Below are 15,572 nucleotides of genomic sequence, written 5' to 3' on the forward strand. Positions count from 1 at the left end.
CGAGCGAGGCCCCGCCCCCGGTCACCCGGGGACGGGGCCTCACGCGTACGACGGACCGGCGGGACCGCCGGGACCGGCCTACAGCACCGGCATCATCTTGCGGAGCTCGAAGGCCGTGACCTCGGAGCGGTACTCCTCCCACTCCTGCTTCTTGTTGCGCAGGAAGAAGTCGAAGACGTGCTCGCCGAGGGTTTCGGCGACCAGTTCGCTGCGTTCCATCAGGGAGATGGCCTCGCCGAGGTTCTGCGGGAGGGGTTCGATGCCCATCGCGCGGCGTTCCGCGTCGGAGAGGGCCCAGACGTCGTCGTCGGCGCCCGCCGGGAGTTCGTAGCCCTCCTCGATGCCCTTCAGGCCCGCCGCCAGGAGGACGGCGTACGTCAGGTAGGGGTTGGCGCCCGAGTCGATCGAGCGGACCTCCACGCGGGAGGAGCCGGTCTTGCCCGGCTTGTACATCGGGACGCGGATCAGGGCCGAGCGGTTGTTGTGGCCCCAGCAGATGTACGAGGGGGCCTCGCCGCCCGAGCCGGCGGTGCGCGAGGAGCCGCCCCAGATGCGCTTGTAGGAGTTGACCCACTGGTTGGTCACCGCCGCCGTTTCGGCCGCGTGGCGGAGCAGGCCGGCGATGAAGGAGCGGCCGACCTTGGAGAGCTGGTACTCGGCGCCCGACTCGTAGAAGGCGTTGCGGTCGCCCTCGAAGAGGGAGAGGTGGGTGTGCATGCCCGAGCCGGGGTACTCCGAGAAGGGCTTCGGCATGAAGGTGGCCTGGACGCCCTGTTCGAGGGCGACCTGCTTCATCACCAGGCGGAAGGTCATGATGTTGTCGGCCGTCGAGAGGGCGTCGGCGTAGCGCAGGTCGATCTCCTGCTGGCCCGGGGCGCCCTCGTGGTGGCTGAACTCGACCGAGATGCCCATGGATTCGAGCATCGTGATCGCCTGGCGCCGGAAGTCCATGCCGACGTTCTGCGGAGTGTGGTCGAAGTAGCCCGAGTTGTCGGCCGGGGTGGGCCGCGTGCCGTCCAGCGGCTTGTCCTTCAACAGGAAGAACTCGATCTCGGGGTGGGTGTAGAAGGTGAAGCCGAGGTCCGAGGTCTTGTTCAGGATGCGCTTGAGGACGTAGCGGGGGTCCGCGTACGACGGGGAGCCGTCCGGCATCAGGATGTCGCAGAACATCCGGGCGGTTCCGGGGGCCTCCGCGCGCCACGGCAGTATCTGGAACGTGCTCGGGTCCGGCTTGGCGATCATGTCGGACTCGTAGACCCGCGCGAACCCCTCGATCGCCGAGCCGTCGAATCCGATGCCCTCGTCAAAGGCCTGTTCCAGCTCCGCCGGCGCGACCGCGACGGACTTGAGGAAGCCCAGTACGTCGGTGAACCACAGGCGCACGAAGCGGATGTCCCGCTCCTCGAGCGTCCGGAGGACGAATTCCTGCTGCTTGTCCATACCTTCATCCTCGCAGTTCAGGCGGCCTGTGCACCACTGCCCCGAAGATCGGGGGCACAGCCGGGCCGGCCCAGTATCACCAGCGGTGGTTTCCGCCAGATTACGCACCCCGGAAAGCCGACGGCACCCCCGCACTGACCTTGGGTCCGTCATGAGCATTACCATCGGCGCCCATGGGGGGCCATAAGACCACTGGGCTCGGACGTCGGCGACGTCCGCTGCGCCGGCGCGCCCTCCTCCTGATGACCTTCGCGATGGCCTTCGGAGTGCTGGCCGGCTCGGCCTTCCTGTGCGCGCGGCCCGGTACGCAGGCCCTGGCCGGCGCGGGGCACGCCTCCGTCCACGCCTCGCCCGGTCCGGAGCACGTCTTCTGCGTGTCGCCGTACGACCTGCCCGGCTGCTCCTCGCGCTCGCACGTGACACCCGCCGTGCTGCCCGCCCCGCCGCCCGCCGCCCTGGTGGCGGGCGGGGCGCCCGTGCCCGCCGTGCGTCCCGCGCCGGCGGGGCGGACCCGGCCGCCCCCGGCGCTGGCGCGCGGCCCCGACCTGTACGCCCTCCAAGTGCTGCGGACCTGACCGGTCCCGGTCCGGCTCGGGCAGCCGGCCCAGGCAGCGTGTTTCTCTCTCCACCCCCTCAGCAGAAGGATCCAGGGCAATGGCCAGCAGGAAGTCCGACAACAACTCCCGCCAGTCGCGCATAGCCGAGATGCGCCGCGCCGATCAGGCGCGCGACCGGCGCAACAAGGCCGTCGCGATCACCGCCTCGGCCGCCGTCGTCACCGCGCTCATAGGCTTCGGCGCGTGGGTGATGGTCGACCAGCAGAACAAGACGGACGCCAAGGTGGCGGCCGCGAAGGCGCCGGTCGACGGCGAGCAGAGCTGGGACGCGGCGAAGCTGGGCCGCAAGCACGTCGAGACCCCGGTGAAGTACGAGATGAACCCGCCCGTCGGCGGGGACCACAACCCCCGCTGGATGAACTGCAACGGCGACGTCTACAAGAACGAGCTTCCCGAGGTCAACGCCGTCCACTCGCTGGAGCACGGCGCCGTGTGGGTGACCTACAACGAGAAGGCCGACAAGGCGGACGTCGACCAGCTCGCCGGGACGGTGGCCAAGACCCCGTACACGCTGATGAGCCCCGACAAGGCGCAGACCGGCACGATCATGCTCAGCGCGTGGGGCAAGCAGCTGACCGTGGACAAGGCGGACGACCCGCGCGTGGCGCAGTTCTTCACCAAGTACGTGCAGGGCACGCAGACCCCCGAGCCCGGCGCGGCCTGCACGAACGGGCTGGCCGACAAGTGACCCGGACGGCTGGCAGCCGCGGCACGGCCCGTACGTACTGGGCCGCGGGTTCGGCCGTCGCCCTGGCGCTGCTGTTCGCGGTGGGGGCCACGGTCGCCACCGCGGGCGGAGCCGACTCCGCCGCGTCCTCCCGGGCGCCGGGGCTGTACTCGGCCGACGCGGGCTTCGCCCGTGACATGGCCGTGCACCACCAGCAGGCGGTGGAGATGTCCTTCATCGTGCGTGACCGCACGAAGGACGAGGCGGTACGCGGCCTCGCCTACGACATCGCCAACACCCAGGCCAACCAGCGCGGCATGCTGCTGGGCTGGCTGGACCTGTGGGGGCTGCCGAAGGTGGTGGCCGACGAGCCGCCGATGTCCTGGATGGGCACCGGCGGCGGGCACGGCACGGCGGGCATGGAGGACATGGCGGGTCACGACATGGGCGGGGCCGTGACCAAGCCCGGCGCGCTGATGCCCGGCATGGCCACCAAGGAGGAGCTGGCCCAGCTGGGCTCCGCCGGGGGCCGGGACGCAGAGGTGCTCTACCTGCGGCTGATGACCGAGCACCACAGGGGCGGCGTCGCCATGGCCCAGGGCTGTGCCACCCGGTGCGGGACCCCGGCGGAACGGGCGCTGGCGCAGGGCATGGTGGCGGCGCAGCAGTCGGAGCTCACCCTGATGGCCGACATGCTGAAGCAGCGCGGGGCGGAGCCGGCGCCCTCCGGGTGACGGGCCGGGGGCTCGCCCCCACCGTCACCCGTACGGGCGCGTCCCACCCGTCTGGAGTCGCGTGGTCCGAACGGGCGAACGACGATGGGGACGCCGAGGCGGGCGCACCCGTGCCCGGCCGCTACGGCGCGCTCAGGAGGTTTACGCGATGACCACCGCCGGAGAGATCATGCACCCCGGGGCCCAGTGGATCCCGGCCACCGAGACCCTGGACCGGGCCGCTCAGCTGATGAGCCGCCTCAACGTGGGCGCACTGCCCATCAGCGACGGCGACGATCGCCTCTGCGGCATCCTGACCGACCGCGACATCGTGATCGGCTGTGTGGCCAAGGGGCACGACCCGTCGAAGATCACGGCCGGTGACATGGCCAAGGGCACCCCGCGCTGGATCGACGCGGGCGCGGGCGTCCAGGAGGTCCTGGAGGAGATGCAGAGCCACCAGATCCGCCGGCTCCCCGTCATCGAGAACAAGCGCCTGGTCGGCATGATCAGCGAGGCGGACCTGGCCCGGCACCTCTCCGAGGAGCAGATGGCCGGCTGGGCGGAGAAGGTCTACGCCCGGGGCTAGGCCTCCGGCTCCGCCGCGTGCAGGACCGCCCGCGCCACCTGGTGCGGGCGGTCCAGCATGACCAGGTGCCCGGCCGGTTCCGCGACCAGGAAGCGGGCGCCGAGCGCGTCCGCCAGCTCCGCCTGGCGGGCCAGCCAGCGCAGCCCGGAGCGGCGCGCGCCGGGGTCGTAGCCGGCCAGGACGGTGGCGGGCGCGGTCAGCGGGCGCCGGGCGCGCAGTGCCAGGACCTCGGCGGCCATGTCGGGGTAGCGGGAGTTCTCCAGCAGGGCTCCGCGCCAGACCCGGCCGGTCCGGTAGCAGCGGCGTACGAGGTCCCGCGCGGCCGGGTCCGGGCCGCCCGCGCGGGAGGCCCGTACGGCGGCCAGCCGGGCCAGGGGGCCCAGCGCGGCGGGCAGCCCGGCGGTGGTCACGGCCGCGCCGAGCGCCCGGGCGGCGACGGTGCGGGCAGCGGCGGGCAGGACCGTACGGGGCCGCTCCTCGACGCTGCTGTCGACCAGCACCACGGCGGCGGTGCGCTCCGGGTGCAATCGGGCGAAGGCCTCGGCGTGGAACCCGGCGATGGAGTGCCCGGCCACGGTGACCCGCTGGGCGCCCAGACCCAGCGCGTCCAGCAGCCCGGCGATCCGGTGGGCTTCCCCGGCTGCGCTCGGCGGCGCCGCCGCCGGGGCGCTCAGCCCGTGCCCGGGACGGTCGAAGCGGACGACGGTACGGCCGGCGGCGACGAGCAGCGCCGCGACGGGGTCCCAGTCGAACCAGGCCATGGCGAGCCCGGCACTGAGGACCACCGCGGGACCGGAGCCCTCCACGACCACGTGCAGCGGCACCCCGTCGACGGCGCGGAGGCGTACGAACCGGCCGGGCGCGGCCGGGGGCGGCCCCGTCACGTACGGCGTTCGCGGTGGACGGAGTACGCGAGCAGTCCCAGCCAGAGGGCCACGAAGAGCACCTGGAGCCGCTGCCCGGCGCCGAGCGCCCAGGTGCCGTGCCCGGCGGTGAACAGGGCGATGGAGACCAGGGTCCAGGCGGTGGCGAGCAGTTCGAGCACGACGAGCACGGGGCCGGAGCGGGCGAGCGGGGCGAGGCGGCCGTAGCGCCGGGCGGCGACCGTGAGGGCCACTATGCCGACGAGCGCGCCCGTCATGGCGAGACTGCTGCTGATGGCGTGCGCCTGATGGGTGGCGGGGACCAGCCCGGCGGTCTCCCGGGCCGCGCATTCGGGGTCCGCGGTCGGCGCGCAGCTGAGCGGCAGCCAGGCGTCGGTGGCGGTGGACGCGCCGAAGAGGGTCACCCCGGCCCAGCCCGCGACGGACCAGGGGCGGCGGGATTCGGCGCGCCCCACGAGGCGGACCAGGGCCAGGAGTCCGCCGAGGAGGACGAGCAGGCCGGCGGTGAAGTCGGTGGCCCGGAACAGGCCGCCGAGCGGCTGGTCCTGGGCGGCCAGCTCGCTGACGTACGTCTCGATGGGGTTGAGGCCCGTGGACAGGACCACTTCGAGCACCCACGCGGTGTAGGCGGCGGCGCCGAGCCCGATGAGGACGGCGACGGGGCGGGCACCGCCGTCCGGCGCCCCGGCGGCGCGGCCCGGGGCCGTGGAGGGGATGGTCACGGACTTCCAGGACTTCACGGGCTTCAGATGCTTCAAGAGCGGGCCTTTTGTGGACATAGTGTGACTAATCCTAAACACGGTGGGCCCGGTCCTCCGATCGGATACCCACCCGGGGTAGGGTTCCGCGCATGACCCGCCCCGCCCCGCGTACCGAGCGACGAGCTGTCCGGTGGCACCGGCTGTCGCTGCTCGCCGCGCTGCTGCTGGGCATCGTGACCATGCACACGCTGGGCCATCCGACCCGGGCACATGCCATGGATGACGTGCCGTCGGTCCGATTCGTTCCCCCGGCCGGTCATGCGCCGTCCGGGTCGGCGCCGCACGGCGGGGCCGCGTCCGGATCGGACTCCGTCCCGGGTCCGGGTCCGGGCCCGGGCCTGGGCCCGGACCTCGGTCCGCGCTCCGTCCCGGACGCGCGGGTCCTCGCCGTCGACGCCCCGCGCCCGCACACCGGCATGGACCCCATGTCCGTGTGTCTCGCCGTACTCGGCGCACTCACCCTGCTGTTCCTCGGAGCCGGACTGGCCGGCCCGCGCCGTTCCGCGCCGCTCGGGGGTGCGGCACGCGCGTCGGGCCGGTCCGGCGGTCCGGACCCGCCGCTGCCCCGCGAACTCCTCAGCCTGCTGACGGTGCTGCGCGTATAGGCCGGCCCCGTCGCCACCCCCGCACGTCCGCGGGGCGGCGGCAGACGGTGCCCACCAGCCGTTCCACGCCCTCACGAGGTGTTCCGCCATGCGCTCCCGCCCAGGCCCTTCCGCTTCCCCTTCGCCATCCCTCTCCCTCTCCCTCTCTCGCACCCGCCGCGACGTGCTCGGCGCCGGCGCCGCCCTCGCCGGATCCGGGCTGCTCGCCGCGTGTTCCGGCTCCGGCTCCGGCGCGGCCGGCATGGACCACGGCTCCCACCCGATGGGCGGGGCCTCCCCGGCCGGCTCCCCCGCCGCCGTACCCGGGGGCTACGTCGACCCCGCCGGCGCCGAGGTGCGGGCCGCCGAAGCCGCCCGCAAGGCCACCGGCCCGCTCACCGAGGTCCGCCTGACGGCCACCGCCACCCCGCTCGACCTCGGCGGCGGGCGTTCCGTCCGCTCGTGGGCGTACGGGGACCAACTGCCCGGCCGGGAGGTACGGGTCACCGCGGGCGGCACCCTCGCCCTGACCCTGGCCAACAACCTGCCCGAGGCCACCTCCCTGCACTGGCACGGCCTGGCCCTGCGCAACGACATGGACGGGGTACCGGGGCTGACCCAGCGGGACATCGCCCCGGGCGGCTCGTTCACGTACCGGTTCGCCGTCACGCACCCGGGGACGTACTGGTTCCACCCGCACTCCGGGGTCCAGCAGGACCGCGGGCTGTACGCGCCACTGATCGTCGAGGACCCCAGGGAGCCCCTCTCCTACGACAAGGAGTGGGTGGTGGTCCTGGACGACTGGCTCGACGGGGTGGACGGTTCCACCCCCGATGCCGTGCTCACCGAACTCCGCAAGGGCATGGGCCCGGGCGGCGGCGGCCACGCGGGGCACGGCTCCCCGGGCACCCCCGCCGCGGGCGCGGCCAGCGGCCCGTCCCGTGTCCTGATGGGCGGCGACAGCGATGTCCTCGGCAAGGACGCGGGCGACGTCGCGTACCCGCACTACCTGGTCAACGGACGTACCCCCGGGGACCCTTCGGTCTTCACCGCCCGCCCCGGTGACCGGATCCGGCTCCGGATCGTCAACGCGGGCGGGGACACCGCCTTCCGGATCGCCCTCGGCGGGCACGAGCTGACGGTCACCCACACCGACGGCTTCCCGGTCGAGCACACCCGGGCGCGCTCGCTGCTGCTGGGCATGGGCGAGCGCTACGACGTCCTGGTGACGGCGGACGACGGGGTGTTCCCGCTGACCGCGCTCGCCGAGGGCAAGGGGGACTCCGCGTCGGCCCTCGCGCTGCTGCGCACCGGTTCCGGCGCCGCGCCGACCGCGGCGACCCGGCCCGCCGAGCTGTCGGGGCGGCCGCTGACGGCGGACGCGCTGACGGCGGCCGGGCCGGTGGCGCTGCCCGCACGCGAGCCGGACCGTACGGTGCGGATCAGGCTGACGGGCGGGATGGCGAAGTACGACTGGGCCTTCGACGGCAAGCCGTACGCACCGGACCAGCGGCACCCGGTGCGGGCGGGGGAACGGGTCCGGCTGGAGTTCGCCAACTCCACGACGATGTGGCACCCGCTCCACCTGCACGGGCACACCTTCGCGCTGGGCGGCGGGGCGGGCGGGGCCCGTAAAGACACGGCGGTGGTCCTGCCGGGCTCTACGCTGACGGCGGACTTCGACGCCGACAACCCGGGCCTGTGGATGGTGCACTGCCACAACGTCTACCACTCGGAGGCCGGGATGATGACCGTGCTGGGCTACCAGCGGTAGGTCGTCCGGCCGGTTCCGCGACGAACCGGTCCGGTGGCGCGCGGGGTTCCGCGCACCACCGGACCGGGGCGAAATGCCCGGCGAGGAGGCTGGAGTCCATGACAGGCTGGTGATCGTCACGCCCCATTGCGACCTGAAGGACTTCCCGCTGGTATGAGCACCCCGCCGAACCCGCCCAGCACCCCGTCCGGCCCGCCGACGGAGCCCGCGGACACCCCCGCGCCGGAGGCGGCCCCCATACCGGCGCCCGCACGACCCCTGTCCCTCGAGAAGCCCCCGGCGCAGGCCCCGTCCGCGACTCCGGCTCCGGCTCCGGCTCCGGCTCCGGACGGGATACCGGCCCCGGCACCGACCCTCGCCGCGACCCCGGTACCGAATCCTTCCGATGCCCCCGCCCCGGCCCAGCCCTCCGCGCCGGCTCCGCAAGCGGCGCCCGTACCGGCCGCGGCCCCGGGCCCCTTCGCCCCGGTCACCCCCGCCGCCGCCCCGCCGGCGCCCCCGTACGGAGCCCCCTACGGAGCCCCCTACGGCGCTTCGGGAGCCCCCGGCGCCCCCGCCCCCGGCAACCCCTGGGCCACGCCCGCCGCCGGTTACCCCGCCCCCCACGCGGCCGGCTTCCCGCCGCCCCCGCCCGCCACCAACGGCCTGGCTGTCGCAGCCCTGTTGCTCGGCCTGTTCGGCATCTTCGTCGGCCTCGTCCCGTTCTTCTTCTGGGCCGGCGCCCTCCTCGCCCTGACCGGCCTCGGTCTCGGCATCGCGGCCGTCGTCCGCTCCCGCCGCGGCGCCCCGCGGGCCACGCTGGCCGCGTTCGGCACCGCCATCAGCCTCCTCGCCATCGGTGCCTCGGTCGGCGGCTGGTTCATCACCACATCCTTCATCGACAAGATCGACAAGAAGGTCGCCGAAGAGCGCCGCAACAGCGGGTACGACAGCGACTACGACGACTACGACGACGGCCTGACCCTCCCCAGCTCCCCGGCCAGGCCGACCCCGAGGCCCTCCCCGTCCGATGTCCCGGGCAAGACGTCCGCGCTGGCCTGGGGCAAGCCCTTCGGCTACCCGGACGGCGTCGAACTCACGGTGGCGGGCGCGGCCCCGTACTCCCCGTCCTCGACCGCGTACCCGCCCGAGGCCCGCAACGGCAACGCGGTCAAGGTGACGGCGAAGATCACCAACCGGTCGGCGGTCGCGCTCGACGTCAGCCTGGCCCTGCCGCACGCCCGTGACGACAAGGGCTCCGAGGCCGCGATGGTCTTCGACGGTTCCGTGCCGAAGATGTTCAAGGGATCGATCCTGCCGGGCGAATCGATGACCGCCACCTTCGCGTTCAGCGTTCCCGAGGGCAGCAAGAGCCTGCACTTCGAGCTCTCCCCCGGCACCGAGTACGACGACGCGATCTGGAGCGGCCCGATCGGCTGAACCGGCGACTCCCAGGACATCGCGTCAGAAAGACGATTAGACTGGGTCCCGTGCCTCAACTACGCCTCGCTCTGAATCAGATCGATTCGCACGTCGGCAACATCGCCGCCAACGCCGACTCGGTCGTCCACTGGACCCGGCACTCCGCCGAACAGGGCGCCCACCTGGTGGCGTTCCCGGAGATGGTGCTGACCGGGTACCCCGTCGAGGACCTGGCCCTGCGCGGTTCCTTCGTCGACGCCTCCCGTACGGCGCTGCGCGAACTCGCGCGGCGCCTGGCGGCCGAGGGCTTCGGGGACCTCCCGGTCGTCGTCGGCTACCTCGACCGTACGGAGCGGGCCGTGCCTCGGCTCGGCCGCCCGGCGGGATCCCCGGAGAACGCGGCGGCCGTGCTGTTCGGCGGAGAGGTCGTCCTGCGCTTCGCCAAGCACCACCTCCCCAACTACGGCGTGTTCGACGAGTTCCGGTACTTCGTGCCCGGCGACACCCAGCCGGTGATCCGGGTGCGGGGCGTGGACGTGGCCCTGGCCATCTGCGAGGACCTCTGGCAGGAGGGCGGGCGCGTGCCCGCCACCCGCTCCGCCGGGGCCGGGCTGCTGATCTCCATCAACGCGTCCCCGTACGAGCGCAACAAGGACGACCTGCGCCTCGAACTGGTCCGCAAGCGCGCCCAGGAGGCCGGCTGCACCCTCGCCTACCTGGCGATGATCGGCGGCCAGGACGAGCTCGTCTTCGACGGCGACTCGATCGTGGTCGACGCGGACGGTGAGGTCGTCGCGCGCGCCCCGCAGTTCTCCGAGGGCTGCGTGCTGGTCGACCTCGAGCTGCCGGCCGCCTCGGACACGCCGGTCGAGGGCACCGTCGACGACGGCCTGCGCATCGACCGCGTGATCCTCTCCGAGGAGCCGGTCGCCCCGTACGAGCCGGTGGTGACCGGCGGCTACGCCGACCGACTGGACGACGACGAGGAGATCTACGACGCGCTGGTCGTGGGTCTGCGCGCGTACGTGAGGAAGAACGGGTTCCGCTCGGTCCTCATCGGCCTCTCCGGCGGCATCGACTCCGCGCTCGTCGCCGCCATCGCCTGCGACGCGATCGGCGCGCAGAACGTGTACGGCGTCTCGATGCCCTCCAAGTACTCCTCGGACCACTCCCGGGGCGACGCGGCCGACCTGGCCGGGCGGACCGGCCTGAACTTCCGGACCGTACCGATCGAGCCGATGTTCGACGCGTACATGGGCTCGCTGGGCCTGACCGGGCTCGCCGAGGAGAACCTCCAGTCCCGGCTGCGCGGCACCATGCTGATGGCGCTCTCCAACCAGGAGGGCCACATCGTGCTGGCCCCGGGCAACAAGTCGGAGCTGGCCGTCGGCTACTCGACCCTGTACGGCGACTCGGTCGGCGCGTACGGCCCGATCAAGGACGTCTACAAGACGGACGTCTTCCGCCTCGCCGAGTACCGCAACCGTGCGGCGGCCGAGCGCGGCGAGACCCCGCCGATCCCGGAGAACTCCATCGTGAAGCCGCCGAGCGCCGAGCTGCGCCCGGGGCAGGTGGACACGGACTCGCTGCCGGACTACCCGGTCCTCGACGGGATCCTGGACCTGTACGTGGACCGGGACCAGGGGCTGGAGGCGATCGTCTCGGCCGGCTACGACCCCGAGCTCGTCGCGAAGACCCTGCGGATGGTGGACACCGCCGAGTACAAGCGGCGGCAGTACCCGCCGGGCACGAAGATCTCCGCGAAGGGCTTCGGCAAGGACCGCCGGCTGCCCATCACGAACGGCTGGCGCGAGCAGGCGTAGCCCCGCCCGTCGCCCGCGCTCGTGCCGGTGCCCCGGCCGCTTCCAGGAGCGGCCGGGGCACCGGCACGAGCACTGCGGGGGAGCTACGGCTTCACGGTGACCCGGGCCGCGATCGGGAGGTGGTCGCTGCTCGTGCGGGGCAGGGTCCAGGAGGCCTCGGGGGTGACTCCGCGGACCAGGATCTGGTCGATGCGGGCCATCGGGAACTGCGCGGGCCAGCTGAAGCCGAAGCCGTGGCCGGACGCGCCCTGGGTGGAGCGCAGCTGTGAGGTGACCTCGGACAGGGCCCGGTCGTTGACGGTGCCGTTGAGGTCGCCGAGCAGGATGACCTTCCCGAGCGGTTCCCCGGCGAGCGCGGCGCCGAGGGCGTCGGCACTGTTGTCGCGCTGGTTGGCGGTGAAGCCGGCGTTGAGTTTGACCCGGACCGAGGGGAGGTGGGCCACGAAGGCGGCGACCTCGCCGTAGGGGGTCTGGACGGTGGCGCGCATGGCCCGGGTCCAGCCCATCTTGATGTCGACGGGCTGGCTGGAGATCAGCGGGTACTTGCTCCAGAGGCCGACGGTGCCTTCGACGGAGTGGTACTTGTACGTACCCGCGAGGGCCTTCTCGTAGACCGGCACGGCGCTGCCCTTGAGCTCGGTCAGGGCCAGGACGTCGGCCCCGGACTTGGCGACCGAGGCCGCGGTCCCCTTCGGGTCGGCGTTGTCGGCGTCGACGTTGTGGGTGGCGACCGTGAGGTTGCCGCCGGTGTGGGCCTTGTCGGAGACCAGGCCGCCGAAGAGGTTCAGCCAGACCGCGGCCGTCAGCAGTATCGCGATCAGCGCGGTCGCGGACCTGCGGAAGAGGGCGCCGGCGAAGAGGACCGGGACGGCCACGCCCAGCCAGGGCAGGAAGGTCTCGGTGAGGCTGCCGAGGTTGCCGATGTCGTTGGGCAGCTCGGCGTGGAGGATCATGACGAGCGAGATCAGCAGGGCGAACGCGGCGAGCACGACCCCGCGGCGCCAGATGCCCCGGTCGCGCCGCAGATCGGCCAGCCGGCGCCTGAGACCCGGGCGGGAAGGCTCGGGCTCCAAGCCGCCGCTCCCCGTCTCCGTCACATACGCCTGTGCCATGCCACTGCCCTCGCTGCCGTGCTCGCGCTCCGTCCCCGCCTCTTGACCCTAGGCGATGCACGGAGCGTTCCATGCCGATTGTCTCGGCCGTACGTCCGGGAGGACGAACGTCCTGGCGGTCCGGGTTCCGGTTGTCACGAAACGCGCACATTGGCCCGCTCGGACCGAACGGGACCCCGTGCCACTTCCCGCCCGGGCCGCAGTGGTGCCACCATGGTGGATGAGTCCGGGGACGCCGTGAGGGCGCCTCGAGATGAACATCAAGGAGCAGTTGCAATGACGCATGCCGTTTCGCCTGCCCGCGAAGCCGCCTCCCCCACCCTGTACGGAGGCTCGGGCACCCGGCGCATCACCGTCCGCGACCTCACCCTCGCCAAGGAACGCGGCGAGAAGTGGCCCATGCTCACCGCCTACGACGCGATGACCGCGTCCGTCTTCGACGAGGCCGGCATCCCGGTCATGCTCGTCGGCGACTCGATGGGCAACTGTCACCTCGGCTACGAGACCACCGTCCCGGTGACGATGGACGAGATGACCATGCTGTCGGCGGCCGTCGTACGCGGCACCAGCCGGGCCCTGATCGTCGGCGACCTGCCGTTCGGCTCGTACCAGGAAGGCGCCGTGCAGGCGCTGCGCAGCGCCACCCGGCTCGTCAAGGACGCCGGGGTCGGAGCGGTGAAGCTGGAGGGCGGCGAGCGCTCGCTGGCCCAGACCGAGCTGATCGTGCAGTCCGGCGTCCCGGTCATGTCCCACCTGGGCCTGACCCCGCAGTCCGTGAACGCCATGGGCTACCGGGTGCAGGGCCGCGGCGACGAGGCCGCGCACCAGCTGCTGCGCGACGCGAAGGCGGCGCAGGACGCGGGCGCCTTCGCGGTGGTCCTGGAGCTGGTCCCGGCCGAGCTCGCCGCCGAGGTCACCCGGTCCCTGCACATTCCGACGGTCGGCATCGGCGCGGGCTCGGAGTGCGACGCGCAGGTGCTGGTGTGGACGGACATGATGGGGCTGACCAGCGGGAAGCTGCCGCGCTTCGTCAAGCAGTACGCGAACATCCGCCGGACCATGGGCGACGCGGCGAAGGCCTTCGCCGAGGACGTGGTCGGCGGAACGTTCCCGCAGGAGGAGCACGCCTTCCACTAGTACGACCGGCTGATGCCCGACCGGCACCGCACCCGTCGGTGCGGTGCCGGTCGCCGTCGGTCGTCCCTTGTCGGTCGCTTGCAGGTCGCTTGTCGGTCGGCTGTCGGTGCTTTGTCAGTGGCGGCTGGTCCCATGGTGGACATGACGCGAAACGACAAGAATCCCCTGAACGGCGCGAACGCCGTAGAGGTCCGGGGGCTGGTCAAGCACTACGGCGAGACCAAGGCCCTCGACGGTGTGGACCTCGATGTCCGCGAGGGCACCGTCCTCGGGGTGCTCGGCCCCAACGGCGCCGGCAAGACCACCCTGGTGCGCTGCCTGTCCACCCTGATCACCCCCGACGCCGGCACGGCCCGGGTCGCCGGCTTCGACGTGGTCCGCCAGCCCCGCCAGCTGCGCCGGACCATAGGCCTGACCGGCCAGTACGCCTCGGTCGACGAGAAGCTCTCCGGCTGGGAGAACCTCTACATGATCGGCCGGCTGCTGGACCTGTCCCGCAAGGACGCCCGCGGCCGTGCCGACGAGCTGCTGGAGCGGTTCTCCCTCACCGAGGCCGCCAAGAAGGCAGTGATGAACTACTCCGGCGGCATGCGCCGCCGGCTCGACCTGGCCGCCTCGATGATCGGCAGCCCGGCCGTGCTGTACCTGGACGAGCCGACCACCGGCCTGGACCCGCGCACCCGCAACGAGGTGTGGGACGAGGTCCAGCGGATGGTCGCCGAGGGCGCCACCGTCCTGCTCACCACCCAGTACATGGAGGAGGCCGAGCAGCTCGCGAGCGAGCTGACGGTCATCGACCGCGGCAAGGTCATCGCCAACGGCAAGGTCGACGAACTGAAGGCGCGCGTCGGCGGCCGGACCCTGCGGATCCGCCCCTCCGACCCGGCGGACCTGCCGGGCATGGCCCGCTCCCTCGCCGAGACCGGCCTGGACGGCGTGGCCGGCTCCCAGGCGGTCCCCGACGAAGGGATCCTGCTGGTCCCGATCCTGGCGGACGAGCAGCTGACCGCCGTGGTGGGCCTGCTGGCCGCCCGCGGGTACGCGATCGCCGACATCGGCACCTACCTGCCCAGCCTGGACGAGGTCTTCCTGTCCATCACCGGCCAGAAGCCCACCGTCCAGGACTCCGCCCCCACCGAGCAGACCGAGGAGGTCGCGGCATGAGCACCGTAACCACGACGAAGCCCAGCCCCGCCACGGCCGCCACGGCCGGCGGGCCCGACCTCTCCGACGACGGCCGGATCGGCCTGCGGGGCAACCTCCGTCACATCGGCGCCCTGGCGCGGCGCAACGTCCTGCAGATCAAGCAGGACCCGGAGTCGATGTTCGACGTCCTGTTCATGCCGATCATCTTCACGCTGCTGTTCGTCTTCGTCTTCGGCGGAGCCATCGCGGGCAAGGGCAACCAGAGCGAGTACGTCAACTACGTGGTCCCGGGCCTGATGGCGATGATGGGCATGAACATCGCGATGGGTGTCGGCACCGGAGTCAACGACGACTTCAAGAAGGGCGTGATGGACCGCTTCCGGTCCATGCCCATCGCCCGCTCCTCCGTGCTCATCGCCAAGATCGTGGTCGAGCTCGGCCGGATGATGGTCGCGATCGCGATCCTGCTCGGCATGGGCTTCCTGCTCGGCCTGACCATCAAGTCCTCGGTGCTGGACCTGTTCCTGTCCATCGGACTGGCGGCGATCTTCGGATCCTCACTGATGTGGATCTTCATCCTGCTGGGTCTGACCATGAAGACCGCGCAGGCCGTCCAGGGCATGGCGATGCTGGTCCTGATGCCGCTGCAGTTCGGCAGCTCGATCTTCGCCCCGCCGACCACGATGCCGGGCTGGCTGCAGAGCTTCACCGACTTCAACCCGCTGTCCAACCTGGCCGACGCGGCCCGCGGGCTGATCAACGGGACGCCGCTCGGCAACTCCGTGTGGGTCACCCTGGCCTGGTCGGTGGCGCTCACGGCGATCACGATGCCGCTCGCGGTCCGGAAGTTCCGCCAGAAGACCTGATCCCGGACCGGTCCGTTCGGATCGCGTCCCGGACGGAACCCGGACGGGGGAATCGGGA

At 72.4% G+C, this 15,572-nt stretch carries 14 protein-coding genes and 1 pseudogene; 11 read left to right on the forward strand and 4 right to left on the reverse strand.

Annotated features, from left to right (window positions below; genetic code table 11):
• Positions 1–78 precede the first annotated feature (78 nt).
• Positions 79–1,440, reverse strand: coding sequence for a type I glutamate--ammonia ligase (gene glnA / locus OG389_RS11185; RefSeq protein ID WP_112452462.1), 1,362 nt, complete (start codon positions 1,438–1,440; stop codon positions 79–81).
• 173 nt (positions 1,441–1,613) lie between these two features.
• Here glnA and OG389_RS11190 point away from each other — a divergent pair, with 173 nt between their 5' ends.
• The 4 genes from OG389_RS11190 to OG389_RS11205 all read left to right on the forward strand — a co-directional run bounded on the left by OG389_RS11190 (position 1,614) and on the right by OG389_RS11205 (position 4,026).
• On the forward strand, positions 1,614–2,015 hold the full coding sequence (locus OG389_RS11190; RefSeq protein WP_328298322.1) for a hypothetical protein: 402 nt from the start codon (positions 1,614–1,616) through the stop codon (positions 2,013–2,015).
• Between the two features lie 79 nt (positions 2,016–2,094).
• Entirely contained in the window at positions 2,095–2,745 is a 651-nt protein-coding gene (locus OG389_RS11195; RefSeq protein WP_328298323.1) for a DUF3105 domain-containing protein, read from the forward strand.
• Positions 2,742–3,458, forward strand: a complete 717-nt coding sequence (locus OG389_RS11200; RefSeq protein WP_328298324.1) for a DUF305 domain-containing protein — start codon at positions 2,742–2,744, stop codon at positions 3,456–3,458. The genes OG389_RS11195 and OG389_RS11200 overlap by 4 nt, the downstream gene beginning before the upstream one ends.
• Positions 3,459–3,606: 148 nt before the next feature.
• Entirely contained in the window at positions 3,607–4,026 is a 420-nt protein-coding gene (locus OG389_RS11205) for a CBS domain-containing protein (RefSeq protein ID WP_328298325.1), read from the forward strand.
• Here OG389_RS11205 and OG389_RS11210 read toward each other — a convergent pair.
• Complete coding sequence (locus tag OG389_RS11210) at positions 4,023–4,910, reverse strand: alpha/beta fold hydrolase (RefSeq protein WP_328298326.1); 888 nt, start codon at positions 4,908–4,910, stop codon at positions 4,023–4,025. The genes OG389_RS11205 and OG389_RS11210 overlap by 4 nt on opposite strands.
• On the reverse strand, positions 4,907–5,557 hold the full coding sequence (locus OG389_RS11215) for a DUF998 domain-containing protein (RefSeq protein ID WP_328303681.1): 651 nt from the start codon (positions 5,555–5,557) through the stop codon (positions 4,907–4,909). The genes OG389_RS11210 and OG389_RS11215 overlap by 4 nt, the downstream gene beginning before the upstream one ends.
• A gap of 203 nt (positions 5,558–5,760) precedes the next feature.
• Between OG389_RS11215 and OG389_RS11220 the strand changes: the two genes are divergently transcribed.
• The 4 genes from OG389_RS11220 to OG389_RS11235 all read left to right on the forward strand — a co-directional run bounded on the left by OG389_RS11220 (position 5,761) and on the right by OG389_RS11235 (position 11,253).
• On the forward strand, positions 5,761–6,276 hold the full coding sequence (locus tag OG389_RS11220) for a hypothetical protein (RefSeq protein WP_328298327.1): 516 nt from the start codon (positions 5,761–5,763) through the stop codon (positions 6,274–6,276).
• A gap of 88 nt (positions 6,277–6,364) precedes the next feature.
• Positions 6,365–8,029 (forward strand): multicopper oxidase family protein, encoded by a 1,665-nt coding sequence (locus OG389_RS11225; RefSeq protein ID WP_328298328.1) that lies wholly within the window; start codon positions 6,365–6,367, stop codon positions 8,027–8,029.
• Between the two features lie 153 nt (positions 8,030–8,182).
• Entirely contained in the window at positions 8,183–9,448 is a 1,266-nt protein-coding gene (locus OG389_RS11230) for a DUF4352 domain-containing protein (RefSeq protein ID WP_328298329.1), read from the forward strand.
• A 50-nt stretch (positions 9,449–9,498) separates the two neighbouring features.
• Entirely contained in the window at positions 9,499–11,253 is a 1,755-nt protein-coding gene (locus OG389_RS11235) for an NAD+ synthase (protein WP_328298330.1), read from the forward strand.
• Positions 11,254–11,336: 83 nt separating this feature from the next.
• Here the strand turns inward: OG389_RS11235 and OG389_RS11240 are convergent.
• Positions 11,337–12,282: pseudogene (locus OG389_RS11240) on the reverse strand (endonuclease/exonuclease/phosphatase family protein); the annotation flags it as partial.
• 359 nt (positions 12,283–12,641) lie between these two features.
• On the opposite strand from OG389_RS11240, the gene panB reads away from it, so the two are divergent.
• The 3 genes from panB (at position 12,642) to OG389_RS11255 (ending at position 15,514) form a co-directional block, all read left to right on the forward strand.
• Positions 12,642–13,502, forward strand: a complete 861-nt coding sequence (panB, locus tag OG389_RS11245) for a 3-methyl-2-oxobutanoate hydroxymethyltransferase (protein WP_328298332.1) — start codon at positions 12,642–12,644, stop codon at positions 13,500–13,502.
• A gap of 132 nt (positions 13,503–13,634) precedes the next feature.
• The gene (locus OG389_RS11250) at positions 13,635–14,666 is read left to right on the forward strand and encodes an ATP-binding cassette domain-containing protein (RefSeq protein WP_328298333.1); all 1,032 of its coding nucleotides are present in this window, start codon (positions 13,635–13,637) and stop codon (positions 14,664–14,666) included.
• On the forward strand, positions 14,663–15,514 hold the full coding sequence (locus OG389_RS11255) for an ABC transporter permease (RefSeq protein WP_328298334.1): 852 nt from the start codon (positions 14,663–14,665) through the stop codon (positions 15,512–15,514). The genes OG389_RS11250 and OG389_RS11255 overlap by 4 nt, the downstream gene beginning before the upstream one ends.
• Positions 15,515–15,572: the final 58 nt, after the last annotated feature.

Source organism: Streptomyces sp. NBC_00435, assembly GCF_036014235.1.
In the GTDB taxonomy this organism is placed as follows: domain Bacteria; phylum Actinomycetota; class Actinomycetes; order Streptomycetales; family Streptomycetaceae; genus Streptomyces.

What these genes read in the sequence shown, in the direction of transcription:
- OG389_RS11250 (WP_328298333.1), top strand. Translation starts at nt 13,635, where the DNA reads ATGGTGGACATGACGCGAAACGACAAGAATCCCCTGAACGGCGCGAAC.
- OG389_RS11255 (WP_328298334.1), top strand. Translation starts at nt 14,663, where the DNA reads ATGAGCACCGTAACCACGACGAAGCCCAGCCCCGCCACGGCCGCCACG.
- OG389_RS11190 (WP_328298322.1), top strand. Translation starts at nt 1,614, where the DNA reads ATGGGGGGCCATAAGACCACTGGGCTCGGACGTCGGCGACGTCCGCTG.
- OG389_RS11230 (WP_328298329.1), top strand. Translation starts at nt 8,183, where the DNA reads ATGAGCACCCCGCCGAACCCGCCCAGCACCCCGTCCGGCCCGCCGACG.
- panB (WP_328298332.1), top strand. Translation starts at nt 12,642, where the DNA reads ATGACGCATGCCGTTTCGCCTGCCCGCGAAGCCGCCTCCCCCACCCTG.
- OG389_RS11220 (WP_328298327.1), top strand. Translation starts at nt 5,761, where the DNA reads ATGACCCGCCCCGCCCCGCGTACCGAGCGACGAGCTGTCCGGTGGCAC.
- OG389_RS11205 (WP_328298325.1), top strand. Translation starts at nt 3,607, where the DNA reads ATGACCACCGCCGGAGAGATCATGCACCCCGGGGCCCAGTGGATCCCG.
- OG389_RS11195 (WP_328298323.1), top strand. Translation starts at nt 2,095, where the DNA reads ATGGCCAGCAGGAAGTCCGACAACAACTCCCGCCAGTCGCGCATAGCC.
- OG389_RS11225 (WP_328298328.1), top strand. Translation starts at nt 6,365, where the DNA reads ATGCGCTCCCGCCCAGGCCCTTCCGCTTCCCCTTCGCCATCCCTCTCC.
- glnA (WP_112452462.1), bottom strand. Translation starts at nt 1,440, where the DNA reads ATGGACAAGCAGCAGGAATTCGTCCTCCGGACGCTCGAGGAGCGGGAC.